17 protein-coding genes are annotated in these 13,200 nt (G+C 33.0%); 8 read left to right on the forward strand and 9 right to left on the reverse strand.

The features are described from left to right. Positions 1-81 precede the first annotated feature (81 nt). A complete protein-coding gene (gene greA, locus ACFOZ1_RS11455) occupies positions 82-558 on the forward strand; it encodes a transcription elongation factor GreA (protein ID WP_390199407.1) in 477 nt (158 codons plus the stop codon). A 436-nt stretch (positions 559-994) separates the two neighbouring features. Here greA and ACFOZ1_RS11460 read toward each other — a convergent pair whose 3' ends face one another. Then, complete coding sequence (locus ACFOZ1_RS11460) at positions 995-1,231, reverse strand: hypothetical protein (RefSeq protein WP_390199409.1); 237 nt, start codon at positions 1,229-1,231, stop codon at positions 995-997. Between the two features lie 182 nt (positions 1,232-1,413). Here ACFOZ1_RS11460 and ACFOZ1_RS11465 point away from each other — a divergent pair, with 182 nt between their 5' ends. Next, the gene (locus tag ACFOZ1_RS11465; protein ID WP_390199411.1) at positions 1,414-2,106 is read left to right on the forward strand and encodes a YrrS family protein; all 693 of its coding nucleotides are present in this window, start codon (positions 1,414-1,416) and stop codon (positions 2,104-2,106) included. Between the two features lie 10 nt (positions 2,107-2,116). Further along, complete coding sequence (gene mtnN / locus ACFOZ1_RS11470; RefSeq protein WP_390199413.1) at positions 2,117-2,821, forward strand: 5'-methylthioadenosine/S-adenosylhomocysteine nucleosidase; 705 nt, start codon at positions 2,117-2,119, stop codon at positions 2,819-2,821. A gap of 85 nt (positions 2,822-2,906) precedes the next feature. Here mtnN and sigK read toward each other — a convergent pair whose 3' ends face one another. From sigK to sda, 8 genes are all read right to left on the reverse strand, one after another. Beyond that, positions 2,907-3,608 (reverse strand): RNA polymerase sporulation sigma factor SigK, encoded by a 702-nt coding sequence (gene sigK, locus ACFOZ1_RS11475; RefSeq protein WP_390199415.1) that lies wholly within the window; start codon positions 3,606-3,608, stop codon positions 2,907-2,909. A 103-nt stretch (positions 3,609-3,711) separates the two neighbouring features. After that, complete coding sequence (gene mnhG / locus ACFOZ1_RS11480) at positions 3,712-4,074, reverse strand: monovalent cation/H(+) antiporter subunit G (protein WP_390199416.1); 363 nt, start codon at positions 4,072-4,074, stop codon at positions 3,712-3,714. Beyond that, positions 4,055-4,351, reverse strand: coding sequence for a Na(+)/H(+) antiporter subunit F1 (locus ACFOZ1_RS11485; RefSeq protein ID WP_390199418.1), 297 nt, complete (start codon positions 4,349-4,351; stop codon positions 4,055-4,057). Before ACFOZ1_RS11485 ends, mnhG begins: the two co-directional genes overlap by 20 nt. After that, on the reverse strand, positions 4,348-4,824 hold the full coding sequence (locus ACFOZ1_RS11490; protein WP_390199420.1) for a Na+/H+ antiporter subunit E: 477 nt from the start codon (positions 4,822-4,824) through the stop codon (positions 4,348-4,350). The genes ACFOZ1_RS11485 and ACFOZ1_RS11490 overlap by 4 nt, the downstream gene beginning before the upstream one ends. Before the next feature lie 6 nt (positions 4,825-4,830). Continuing rightward, a complete protein-coding gene (locus ACFOZ1_RS11495) occupies positions 4,831-6,309 on the reverse strand; it encodes a Na+/H+ antiporter subunit D (RefSeq protein ID WP_390199747.1) in 1,479 nt (492 codons plus the stop codon). Then, the gene (locus ACFOZ1_RS11500; protein ID WP_390199421.1) at positions 6,305-6,643 is read right to left on the reverse strand and encodes a Na(+)/H(+) antiporter subunit C; all 339 of its coding nucleotides are present in this window, start codon (positions 6,641-6,643) and stop codon (positions 6,305-6,307) included. Before ACFOZ1_RS11500 ends, ACFOZ1_RS11495 begins: the two co-directional genes overlap by 5 nt. After that, the gene (locus ACFOZ1_RS11505) at positions 6,644-8,980 is read right to left on the reverse strand and encodes a Na+/H+ antiporter subunit A (protein WP_390199423.1); all 2,337 of its coding nucleotides are present in this window, start codon (positions 8,978-8,980) and stop codon (positions 6,644-6,646) included. It lies immediately after the preceding gene. Between the two features lie 276 nt (positions 8,981-9,256). After that, positions 9,257-9,397: a sporulation histidine kinase inhibitor Sda gene (gene sda / locus ACFOZ1_RS11510; RefSeq protein ID WP_390199425.1), complete on the reverse strand. Its 141-nt coding sequence runs from the start codon at positions 9,395-9,397 to the stop codon at positions 9,257-9,259. A 368-nt stretch (positions 9,398-9,765) separates the two neighbouring features. Here sda and ACFOZ1_RS11515 point away from each other — a divergent pair, with 368 nt between their 5' ends. The 5 genes from ACFOZ1_RS11515 to ACFOZ1_RS11535 are packed head-to-tail and all read left to right on the forward strand — an operon-like array spanning position 9,766 to position 13,170. Continuing rightward, entirely contained in the window at positions 9,766-10,335 is a 570-nt protein-coding gene (locus ACFOZ1_RS11515) for a YqeG family HAD IIIA-type phosphatase (protein WP_390199749.1), read from the forward strand. Between the two features lie 2 nt (positions 10,336-10,337). Then, a complete protein-coding gene (gene yqeH / locus ACFOZ1_RS11520; RefSeq protein ID WP_390199427.1) occupies positions 10,338-11,441 on the forward strand; it encodes a ribosome biogenesis GTPase YqeH in 1,104 nt (367 codons plus the stop codon). Between the two features lie 18 nt (positions 11,442-11,459). Next, complete coding sequence (gene aroE, locus ACFOZ1_RS11525) at positions 11,460-12,299, forward strand: shikimate dehydrogenase (RefSeq protein ID WP_390199429.1); 840 nt, start codon at positions 11,460-11,462, stop codon at positions 12,297-12,299. Continuing rightward, positions 12,268-12,594, forward strand: coding sequence for a ribosome assembly RNA-binding protein YhbY (yhbY, locus tag ACFOZ1_RS11530; RefSeq protein ID WP_390199430.1), 327 nt, complete (start codon positions 12,268-12,270; stop codon positions 12,592-12,594). The genes aroE and yhbY overlap by 32 nt, the downstream gene beginning before the upstream one ends. 12 nt (positions 12,595-12,606) lie before the next feature. Further along, positions 12,607-13,170 (forward strand): nicotinate-nucleotide adenylyltransferase, encoded by a 564-nt coding sequence (locus ACFOZ1_RS11535; protein ID WP_390199432.1) that lies wholly within the window; start codon positions 12,607-12,609, stop codon positions 13,168-13,170. The last annotated feature ends 30 nt before the right edge of the window (positions 13,171-13,200 follow it).

Raw genomic sequence — 13,200 nt, forward strand, 5'->3', positions numbered from 1 at the left:
ATCCTTATAATAAGGAAGACTTATTATTCATTCATAAAATGAACACGTATAGGTATAATGTGATAAGAGGAGTGTAGGACAATGCCAGAAGAAAAAAGTTATTATATGACAGAAGAAGGAAAAGAAAAGTTAGAACAAGAACTACAATATTTAAAAACAGAGAGAAGACAAGAAGTTGTTGAGCGTATCAAAATAGCTCGAGGCTTTGGAGATTTATCAGAGAACTCAGAATATGATGCAGCAAAAGATGAACAAGCATTTGTAGAATCTCGAATTGCTACAATTGAGAATATGATTCGTAATGCCGTAATCATTGAAAATGATACAGAAAATCCAGATGTCGTATCTTTAGGTAAAACTGTTACATTCAAAGAACTACCAGATGGAGAAGATGAAGAATATCAAATAGTTGGTAGTGCAGAAGCAGACCCATTTGAAGGAAAAATATCAAATGATTCTCCAATTGCGAAAAGTTTATTAGGTAAAGAAATCGGAGACGAAGTAACAGTCCCAACACCAGCAGGAGAAATGCAAGTAAAAATCATTAACGTACAGTAATATCAAAAGCAAAAACGTCCGTTCAGAAACGTAGCAACTGGAATAAATCAACAGAAATAAAGGAATCACGATGAGCTTGCGAATCGATGATGACTTATTGATAGTTGATTTGTGAAGTTGTCTAGTTTCTGGACGTTTTTGCTAGCCGAATCAAAAGCAAAAACGCCCGTTCAGAAACGTAGCAACTGGAATAAATCAACAGAAATAAAGGAATCACGATGAGCTTGCGAATCGATGATGACTTATACTCACCAGTACAAGTGCGACTAAACCTCATGTTTTCACATGAGGTAAGTCTACTATGTTGATGGTTGATTTGCGAAGTTGCCAAGTTTCCGGGTACTTTATTTAAACTAATAAAAAGTGGTGCCTCTAGCTTCTTGCTATAGCACCACTTTTTATATTATTCAACTTGTTTGATGAATGAATATATGATTTACGCAGATGTATGAATAGAAGATACTAAATACGTAGGTTTTAATTTATTTTCAATAAACCCTTCTTTATCGATGGCGATAAGGAAGTTAAACAATAGTTGTTCGTCAATGGAGTGAAATTGTATGTCCGTTTCATATGTATGAATCCATAAGATTTCCTTTTGTTTATCATAACTAATTGATTCAAAAGAAGATAATTTCCAAAGCTCTTTATTAAATGTAATACTACGCAACAATACTCACTCTCCTATTTATAAATTTATTTCTATATTATATATTCCATATATATGGTCAAAGTCCTTTAAATATGACAAAATAAGAAAAATAATGTAACGAAAATGTAATATCGTATCATTTTTTTGTCTTTGCTTGAATCAGTTAATTTCTAGTATAATATATAATTAGGAGGGTGAGAGTGATGCCAAATCAATATGGAGGACCATCTCGAGCAGATAGGTACAACAAAAAAAGAAAAAATACGAAAGCAATTACATACTTAAGCATTATAGCTGGTATTTTAGTAATTGTACTTCTTGCTATTTTTCTTATTGGTGGAAATGATAGCAAAGACAATGATAGTGAGAATGCTTCAGATAATGTCTTAAATGAGAGCAATAACAATGAAGAAGATAGCGTAATATTCAATGATTCTGAACAAGATGATACGAATGGACAGCAAGAAGAAGCTCCTAATGAGGAGAATGAAACAGATAATGAGAATCAATCCGATGAACAAACTCAATTGGAAGTGCCTGATCAAGAAATCGAAACATATGAAGTGCCATCAGAAAGTGAAAATGTGCGAGCAGCATATGAGGGAAATTGGCAACCAATTGGGACAACACAAGAAGGACCACATACCATTCAATTTGAAGAAGAGTCTGTTGACTGGAAAGAAATGTTACAAGCAGTAGAATATGCAACAGGCGTAGCAGTAGACGATCAAATAGTAAATTGGATTGGAAGGGCAGGAGAGCAAGCAGTTAATGCTACAATAACGTCTAAATCAAATCCAAATTCTATTTATCGCGTGCAATTGCAATGGATTGAAGAAAAAGGTTGGCAACCGACTTTAGTAGAAGAATTGGTTGAATATATACCAGAAAATTAGGAGGATTTAGATGATTGGAATAATCGGTGCAATGGATGAAGAAATTGAACTTCTAAAAAATAAAATGATAGTAGAGAAAAAAGAAGTGATTGCAAATTGCGAATATTATATTGGGAAATTAGAAGATAAAGACGTTGTACTTTTAAAGTCAGGTATTGGTAAAGTGAATGCTGCATTGTCTACTTCCATACTTTTTCAACGTTTCAACCCAGATTTTATCATAAATACAGGCTCAGCAGGCGGATTTCATCAAGACTTAGAAGTGGGAGACATAGTTATTTCTACAGAAGTAGTACATCATGATGTAGATGTAACAGCATTTGATTATGCATTTGGTCAAGTACCAGGAATGCCTGCACGATATAAAGCACATCCAGTTCTAATCGATGATGCGATAGCTGCGACGAAAGCATTAAATGATATAAAAGTAATGAAAGGATTAATTTCAACAAGCGACTCCTTCATGCAAGATAAAGAGAAAGTTGCTTTTGCACGCGAGAAATTCCCGGAAATGATTGCAGCAGAGATGGAAGCAGCCGCAATAGCACAAGTTTGTCATCAATTTGATAAACCATTTGTCATTATTCGTGCATTATCAGATATAGCGGGTAAAGAATCATCTGTTTCTTTCGATGCGTTTTTAAAAACAGCAGCAGAAAATGCAGCGAACTTGATTATTAACGTAATCAAAGATACCAATTACATTAAGAATTAAGGTTGAACATAAATAAATCGAACTTTCCTAAATAATAATTAATGGAAAGTTCGATTTATTGTTAATTGGTGTGAACAATTGTTTATTATTTTTTCACTTCATTTCGATAATATTCATGAAAAACTTTCATTAATGCTCTTTTTTCAATTCTTGAGACATAACTTCGAGATATTTTTAGCTTTTTCGCAATTTCCCTCTGTGTTAATTCATCCTTATTTCCTAAACCAAACCTTGCAATCAATACTTCTTTTTCTCTTTTATCAAGTACACGTAAGTATTTTTGTATTTTTTCTAATTCCATATGCAGTTGAATTGCTTCTGTAATATCATTGTTTTCAGCTTCTAATATATCTATTAAACTTATCTCGTTACCTTCCTTATCTTGCCCAATAGGATCTTGTAAAGACACGTCTTTCTTTGTTTTTTTAATTGCACGTAAATGCATGAGAATTTCATTTTCAATACATCTGGCTGCATATGTTGCTAATTTTGTTCCCTTATCACTTGAATAGCTCTCAATCCCTTTGATTAATCCAATTGTACCAATAGAAATCAAATCTTCTACATCTTCTCCCGTATTTTCAAACTTTTTTACGATATGTGCCACAAGTCTTAAATTATGCTCAATTAATTTGTTTCGCGCATACTCATCACCTTGTTTCATTTGTTCAATACATTTTGCTTCTTCTTCTGGTGGAAGTGGCTGAGGAAAGGTATTGTTTTTGACATAGGCAACAAAAAAAAGCGCTTCTTTCATCAATGCAATTAAAGTAAGTAATATGGACATTCTCACACCTCCTAACAATAGTAGGTATTCGCCTATATATTATTAAGTATATGTCATGAATTTGTCCATTGTGTCAAAAATAAAAAGCAATAAAGGAGTTCCTTTATTGCTTATCATTCGCATATTCATCTCGTTGTTCCCCATCTTTTGTCCAAACTTCTACACCTGAAGAGTGTGCTGCACGACCAATCATATGAGCAGATACAGGTGCAGTAAGTAAGACGAAGACAATTCCTAAAATTAATTTTCCACTTACTATTTCGTGTTCTACAAACAAGAATATAAAAGCACCGATAAGAATACCAGATATACCGAGTGTAGCTGCTTTTGTAGAAGCGTGTAATCGTGTATAAATGTCAGGAAATCGAATGACACCAATTGTTGCAGAGAAAATAAAGAATGTACCAACAATTAGTAGCACAATGACTATAATATCAAAAATCCCTTCAATCATGCTTTCTGTCAATGATAACACCCTTTTCTAAGTATTTTGCTAGTGCAATGGTTCCAATGAATAATACAATCCCAATCAATAAGATTACATCATTCAATCGTGTTGTCACAAGCATAATTGCAACAAGTCCAGCCATTGCCATTAAGTTTATCCCGATAGCATCTAGAGCAACAGCACGATCAGGGTTTGTTGGTCCTTTAACCACTCGATAAGCTAACAATATAATGGAGATAGTAATCACAATCATACAGATTATCGCAACAATCTCAACAAGTTCATTTAAGTTCATCTTGTCACCTCTTTGATTGCTTTTTCAAATGTGTCTTTGATCGCACGAATGGCTTCTTCTTTATCACCAATATCCATTGCATGAATATATAACACATCATTATTATCTGATATTGCGACAGATAAGGTACCTGGTGTAAGTGAAATAAGAGATGTTAGCATGGTAATCTCCCAGTTGCTTTTTAAATCAGTGGGTAAGGCGAATATGCCAGGATTATAATCACGACCTGGTTTGTATACCCATTTCACAATTTCAATGTTAGAAAGTAATAATTCTTTTGAAAATAAGATAATAAGTTTGATTACTTTCCAGACGCGATATAAATAAAATGCATCTGGAATAAATCGACGTAATAAAAATAGTAATATCGCACCGATAATAAATCCTGTTAAAAAGGAAGGGAAGTTATAACTTTCACTTAGAAACATCCACATCAGTGCAATAATCAAATTTAAAATAATCTGAAGTGGCATTTGGCTTTACTCCTTTAATACAGTTTGGATGTAGCTTGTAGGGTCTAATAAATAGTTACCAATTGATTCTATGGATGGATAGAACCATTCTGCTCCGACACCTAATAATACGTTGAAGAACAGAAGAAAAGCAATAGGAATGATAAACCCACGTGCTTTCTTATGATCAGGTACAATAGAGTCATCTTTTTCACCCCAGAAGCCACGAATAAATATTTTCATGACAGATAGTAGGATAAGTAAACTCGCACCTAATCCGATTAATGCAACAACAATTTCTCCACTTTCAAATGCGCCTTGAATTAATAACAGTTTTCCAATAAAACCACTAAATGGAGGAATACCAGCTAAGACAAATGTGGAAATAAAGAATAACCATCCAAGTAGTGGGTAATGATGAATGAACCCATGAATTTTTCGGAGGTCACTCGTTCCAGCTAAATAACTAATTGCTCCAACTAATAAAAATAATGCTGCTTTAATAAGCATATCTTGAATTAGATAGTAAACAGAACCACTAAATCCTGTCGCATTAAAAACGCCAATCCCAAGTAACATGAAACCAATTGCAGGGATTATATTATAAGCAATGATTAACTTGATATTATTTGTGGATAATGCTCCTATTGTTCCAAAGATTAAAGTGAGTGCTGCAATCCAAATAAAGAATTGAAAAACAGATTCTTCGTGTGGAAAAATCGTTGTGAATACACGAAGGATTGAGTAGATACCTACTTTTGTGAGCAATGCTCCAAATAAAGCAGAAATTACAGGATTAGGTACAATATATGGTTTAGGCAACCAATAATACAATGGGAATAAAGCTGCTTTTGTACCAAAAACAAAGAACAACAATATTGCGATACCAGTTAAAATACCTGATTGTCCATCTTCTGCAACACGCTCGGCAATTTGTGCCATATTGACAGTACCGACAACAGAGTAAAGAAATGCAACAGTTGTAACAAACAACATAGATGAAAATAAATTAATCAATACGTACTTAATCGATTCTCTTAATTGTACGCGTTCTCCGCCTAAAATAATCAATCCATAGGAAGCCATTAATAATACTTCAAAAAAGACAAATAAGTTAAACAAATCTCCTGTCATAAATGCACCTGATACACCAGTAATTAATAACAAGAAAAATGTATAGAAATAAAATTCTTCTTTGTCCTCATCTAATGATTTAGGTGCATATAAACTACAAGCAAATGCAACAATATTTGTTGTTAACACAAGAGAAAGAGATAACAAGTCTCCAACGAGAACAATACCGAATGGTGCCACCCAATCTCCTGCCTCAAGTACCACTGTACCATTTTGATTTACATAAAATAAAACAAATGTAACAACACATAGATTAATTGCAATCACTACTTGTGTAAAAATTCTTACAATAGGCAATTTTCTATGCAAGAATATTGCTATGACAGCTGCAAGTAGTGGAATAACAATTGGCAATACTACTAAATTACTAATCATTTTCACTACCCCTTAATTTATCCATATTATCTGTTCCGTTTTCTTTTGAAGCTCGATACGCTAATACTAATAAAAAGCTAGTCACACCAAAACTGATGACAATAGATGTCAAAATTAGCGCTTGTGGTAATGGATCCGTATAATTAGTAATTGTATCATCAAGTATTGGGGGTGCTCCTCGTTTTAATTTTCCCATTGTTAATATAAACAAGTGTGCACCATGTGAAATTAATGCTGTTCCGATAATGATTCGGAGCATTTGTTTTTGTAATAGATTATAGACACCTGTTGTAAAGAGGACACCAGCAAGAATAGACATAATAATCTCCATTTATTTTGCCCCCTTCTTTTTAACACGTAATTTGATCATTGTATATATAGCTAATGCAGCAATACCTAATACAACTATCTCGAATAATGTATCAAGCCCACGCATATCGACAAGGATTACATTTACAATATTTTTACCGCCACCAAGTTTATACGAAGTCTCAATAAAATATTCTGAAATAGAGTCGAATAACTTTGTACTGTGTGCAGAAATTGCAACAATTGTCATTAATGCACCAAAAGCAACAGAAATAATAATATTAGTCGATTTTTCTAGTTTAGAATCTGTTCGTTCACGTAAATTTGGTAAGTGATAGAAACACAATAAAAATAGAGCAACAGTAATTGTTTCTACAACTAATTGTGTCAATGCTAAATCAGGTGCTCGGTAAATAACGAATAGTAGTGCTAATCCGTAGCCAACAACACCTAATATAAGAATTGCAGCAATCTTGTTACGTGTAAATATGGTAGCAACCGCAGCGATTGCCATGGCAACGGCGATTAATACTTCGTGAATAGTAATTTCTGCTATATCACTTGTATCAAGAGCAAAGCCACTTGTTAACCCAATAAAGCTGAATGTAACGACGATAATTGTGACCAAAATAAAAATCATGTAACGTCTTAATGAACCATTCATATACGTATTTGTAATTTTCGCAGAAGTTTTTTCTATTTGATCAAGTAGATAATCGTAGGCTTTATTAAAACTCAATTTACCTGGTACTAATCGATAAACAGCACTCCACGATTTTCGAGTATACGCTAAAATAGCTCCAAGAATAACGACAATCAATGACATGTATAACGGAGTGATAAAACCATGCCAATATTTGATATGTTTTTCAATTGGCTCACCATAAATGGATTCCGCAGCATGTGCAATGAGTGACTCATTAAACAAATTAGGGAAGATACCAATCACAATTACTCCAACCACCAAAATTATAGGTGAAATAAGCATACCTATTGGTGCTTCGTGTGGTGCCTTTTCAAGCTTATCGAGTTGTTTTTTTCCAGTAAATGTCCCAAAAACTAAATACATAGAATAGACAAATGTAAAAATACTACCGAATACAGCTAAATAAGGAATGGCTTGACGTAGTATTTCGGCGATAAATAAGGATGATTCTTGTAATTCGATTGTTGCATCAAAGAACATTTCCTTACTATAAAAACCATTTAAAAATGGTAATGGAACACCAGCCATGGAGAACGTACCGAAAAATGCCAGTGTTGCTGAGATTGGCATTAATGTAGCAAGTCCACCAAGTTTTCGAATATCTCTTGTTCCTGTTTCGTGATCAACAATACCTGCAATCATGAACAAGCTACCTTTGAATGTTGCATGATTTAAAATATGGAATACAGCTGCAAATATTGCTAACTTTGTACCAAAACCAAGCATTGCCATAATCATACCTAATTGACTAATTGTAGAAAATGCAAGTATACCCTTTAAGTCTGTTTGGCGAACAGCCATATAAGAACCCCAGATTAATGTAAGGATACCGATGCCACTTACAAATACGAAAAACCATTCGCTTTGAGAAAAAATAGGTGTGAATCTAGCAACTAAGAAAATCCCCGCTTTTACCATTGTTGCTGAGTGTAAGTATGCACTTACTGGAGTAGGAGCCTCCATCGCATCAGGTAACCAAATGTGAAATGGGAATTGTGCAGATTTAGTAAATGCACCTAATAAGACTAATCCTAAAATAAGTCCAAAATAATCATTTGATAAAATAACATCTGCATTAGCAATCATTTCTGTGATACTAGTTGTTCCAGTAATGATAGTTAATAATATGAAACCACCTAGCATACTAAGTCCACCAAAAACGGTGATTAACATGGATTTTAATGCACCATATCTAGAACGCTCTTTGTAATTCCAATATCCAATTAAGAGAAATGAAGAAATAGACGTTAATTCCCAAAATGAGTAAAGCACATAGACATTATCAGATAATACGACACCAAACATCGCGGTCATAAATAAAAGTAAGTATACGTAAAATTGGTCTAACCGTTCTGATTTGTGTAAGTAAAAAATCGAGTAAAACGCCACTAATGAACCAATTCCACTAATAAGTAAAACAAATAGTAAACTCAATCCATCTAAATGAAAATCAAGTCCAATATTAAGTGAAGGAATCCAACTGTAATTCTGTTTTACAGGTTCAAATCCTTTTCCAACAAATGAAACAAAGTAAATAAATATGGCTAATGGTGCTAATAATACAAAAAAGCCAGTATGTATTTTGTCTTTCCATTTGCTTAAGTATGGAATGAAAATCGCCAGTAATGCTGGCAAAAATACGGCAAATAACATCTAATGATGATCCTCCTTATGTATCTTTTTAAAGTTCGTAACAAAAAAATAGATGTCCTATTCTATTCTAATCTAATTTTATGCATAAATACAAGGGCGGAGCACAGTAGAGCAACTGTATAAAAGTTTTTTGACGAGTTTTATCCTATTTAAAATAATTAGTAAAAAAAAAATTAATCGTCCGCGACTAAAAGAAAAAAATATACAACTAACTTTTAAAAGTATTTAAAAAAAGAGAAGCAACAGAATAGTTGCTTCTCTATATATAACGATATATTAATTTGCTTGGCTCAAACAATCTAATAGTGCTCTTCTTTTTAATTCCTCTTCCATCAATCGAATAAAATCATAACTCAGTTCTAATTCAGTCGCTTTCCGATAAGACTCTATTAATAGCTCATCTGATAAATTTTCCAATGCTTGTCCCTCCACTTAACAGGGTAATAGTGTAAATTTACATACTTTAGTTCGAGTGATTATTGTTACTTTAGCATGAAATAGTTGAACGAACAAGTGCTGAGTTATCTACAACCAGTGTGTATAACTTGTGGATTTGTTGTGAGTAAGTGCGTGTGAAAGTTTGTTTGTAGCGTGTGTATTTTGTGCATAAAGTTATCCACAGAAAAAAGTTTGTTATAAATTGTCGAACGATTTTATTATTAGAATGCATTTTTATCAAATAATTGTCATATTGTAATAGTTTCCGACACCATACAGTTAGTAATTTATGACTACATAGACCTTTCTTCACAAATTAGTGGAACAATCCTAGAAAATTGTTTATCATAGGTAAAGACGCAAAATACTTACGGAAAATGATTAGTAGAGGTGGACAACCATTGTTTAAATATTTTTTACCGAATCAACATGTAAAGTCAGTATTTGAAATTACACCTGCAAAATTAAAAGAAATGGGTATTAAAGGTGTGATTACAGATCTAGATAATACATTAGTAGCTTGGGATGTGAAAGATGCAACTCCAGAAATCTTCACATGGTTCAAGGCTCTAAAAGAAAACGACATTAAAGTAACAATTATTTCAAATAATGAAAAGGAACGTGTACGAGTATTTTCAGAACCATTAGAAGCTTCCTATGTATACAGTGCTCGAAAACCTTTAACACATGCATTTAAACGTGTTGCAAAACAAATGGGGTTAAAGAAAAATGAAATTGTCGTGATTGGTGATCAATTAATGACAGATGTATTAGGTGGAAATAGAGCTGGATTCTCTACAATATTAGTTGTGCCTATTGTAGAAACTGATGGAAAAATAACTCGATTTAACAGAATGATGGAACGAAGAATTCTGAAATGGATGCGTAAGAAAGGCATGATAACATGGGAGGATTAGATATGGAACAGACAGTATATTGTGAGGGATGTGGCGTCCCTTTACAATCGGAAGATAAAAGTAAAGCGGGATTTTTACCAAAAAGTGCATGGAATAATGAGCAAGTGATTTGCCAACGATGTTTTAGGCTTAAACATTACAATGAAGTTCAAGATGTCGATTATTCGGATGATGATTATTTACGAATGATTCATCAAATAAGTGATACAAATAGTCTTGTAGTAAAAGTTGTCGATATTTTTGATTTTAATGGAAGTTTTATTAGTGGATTACAACGATTAACAGGAAATAATCCGATTATATTAATTGGTAATAAGGTCGATTTATTACCGAAATCAACCAATAGAAATAAACTGATTAATTGGATGAAGAAAACAGCAAGTGAGTATGGATTAAAAATTCAAGATGTGTATTTAGTATCTGCAGTGAAAGGGTACGGTTTTGATGAAGTAGAAGAAGCTATTAATACATATCGTGGTGAAAAAGATGTGTATGTAGTTGGATGTACGAATGTTGGTAAATCTACATTTATTAATCAATTAATTAACCGTACAAGTGGAATTAAGGATGCAATTACTACTTCTTATTTTCCGGGAACTACGTTAGGATTTATTCAGATTCCATTAGATGAAAAATCTGCTTTATTTGACACACCGGGAGTGGTCAATCGTCAACAAATCGTTCACTATGTCACAGATAGTGATTTGAAAATAATTACACCAAGAAAAGAAATAAAACCTAAAATATATCAATTAAATGCGCAGCAAACACTATTCTTCGGTGGATTCGCACGATTTGACTTTGAAAAAGGATTAAAACAATCTTTTGTTTGTTATTTTTCAAATGAGTTAATGATTCATCGCACGAAATTAGATCAAGCAGATGAATTTTACACAAAACATGTTGGAGAGTTATTAAATCCTCCGAACAGAGAATCATTAGAGATGTTACCACAATTAACAAAACAAACATTTAAAATTAAAAATGAGAAGACAGATATTGTATTTCCAGGACTAGGATGGATCACTATTCCAGAAGGAGGCATCACTGTTACAATACATGCACCAAAAGGGATTCAACTGTCCATAAGACCTGCTTTAATATAATGGGAAGGGGAATGGTATATGGGATATAAATTCGGTTTAATTGGCCATCCAATTAGTCATTCGCTGTCACCATGGATGCAAACAAAATTTATAGAATTAGCACAAGTAAATGGAGAATACAAGTTATATCAAGGTTCTCCAGATGAGTTGGAAAATGTAATAAAACACTTAAGAGAAATGGAGATAGATGGTTTCAATGTCACTGTTCCATACAAACAAGTCATTATCGATTATTTAGATGAACTAGACGCAGATGCGGCTAAATTAGGTGCGGTGAATACAGTAGTACTTCGAGATGGGAAATGGGTTGGATACTCCACAGATGGAGAAGGATATGTTCAATCAGTCAAAGAAAAGTACCCAAATCTTTTAAAAAGGGATATATCTGTGTTACTATTAGGTGCTGGTGGTGCAGCTAGAGGTATTTATCGATCACTTGTTCAACAAAATATAACCCATATTGACATCGCGAATCGATCACTAAATAATGCAGAATCATTACTTTCGTTGAAAGAGAGTGATACATTGACATCTGTCTTATCATTTAAAGAAGCAGAAGAGAATTTATCCACATATGATTTAATTATTCAAACAACTTCTGTTGGTATGAAACCAAATGTACAAGACCAAGTTATTCAACTAAACAATATAAAAGAAAATGCGGTCGTAAGTGATATTGTGTATCAACCAATTGAAACAAAAATTTTGAAAGAAGCTCAAAACAATGGTGCTTATGTTCACTATGGTCATTCTATGTTAATATATCAAGGACAGAAGGCTTTTGAGAAATGGACAGGAATAAATTTAGAAGTAAATCATTTAACGGATGAACTTGAACAGAAACTTAGAGGTGAATAAATTGTATTTAACAGGTAAACAAAAACGTTTTTTACGTTCCAAAGCACATCATTTGAATCCGATTTTTCAAGTTGGTAAAGATGGTGTGAATGAAAATATGATTACGCAAATAGGTGAAGCGTTAGAAAAACGTGAACTCATCAAAGTATCAATTTTACAAAATTGTTTAGAAGAAAAAACAGATGTAGCAAATAGTTTAAGTGAAGGTACAGATGCTACTGTTGTTCAAATAATAGGAAATACAATTGTCTTATACAAAGAATCGAAAGAAAATAAAGAAATCATTTTACCATAAGTAGGTGAAAGAATGCGCAAAATCGGCTTACTTGGAGGTACATTCGATCCACCACATTATGGACATTTATTAATGGCAGAACAAGTAAAAGAACAACTTCATCTTGATGAAATATGGTTCATGCCTAATCAACAACCACCGCACAAAAATAACGCAAAAACAGATGGTCAAACTCGTCTTAAAATGATTGATTTAGCCATTCAGGATAATCATGCATTTAAAACAGAAGGTATTGAACTAAAACGTTCAGGCAAATCTTATACAATTGATACAATTAGACAATTAAGGGAAATGTATCCTTCGACAACGTTCTATTTTATTATTGGTGGAGATATGGTCGAATATTTACCGAAATGGCACGCTATTGATGAGTTAATACAGCTTGTTACTTTTATTGGAGTAAATCGTAAAGGATACAAACGAGAGACAGAATATCCAGTGATTGAAGTAGATATACCGACAATAGAACTGTCATCTACAATGATTCGAGAAAAAGTAAAAAATAACCAATCTATACAGTATACTACCCCAAAAGTTGTAGTAGAATTTATACATCAAAAAAAGTTATATAAGTAAGACAACTTCATAAAATAAAGTAGCGAACAA

This window comes from Gracilibacillus marinus (genome assembly GCF_042651725.1).
Classification (GTDB): domain Bacteria; phylum Bacillota; class Bacilli; order Bacillales; family Amphibacillaceae; genus Gracilibacillus; species Gracilibacillus marinus.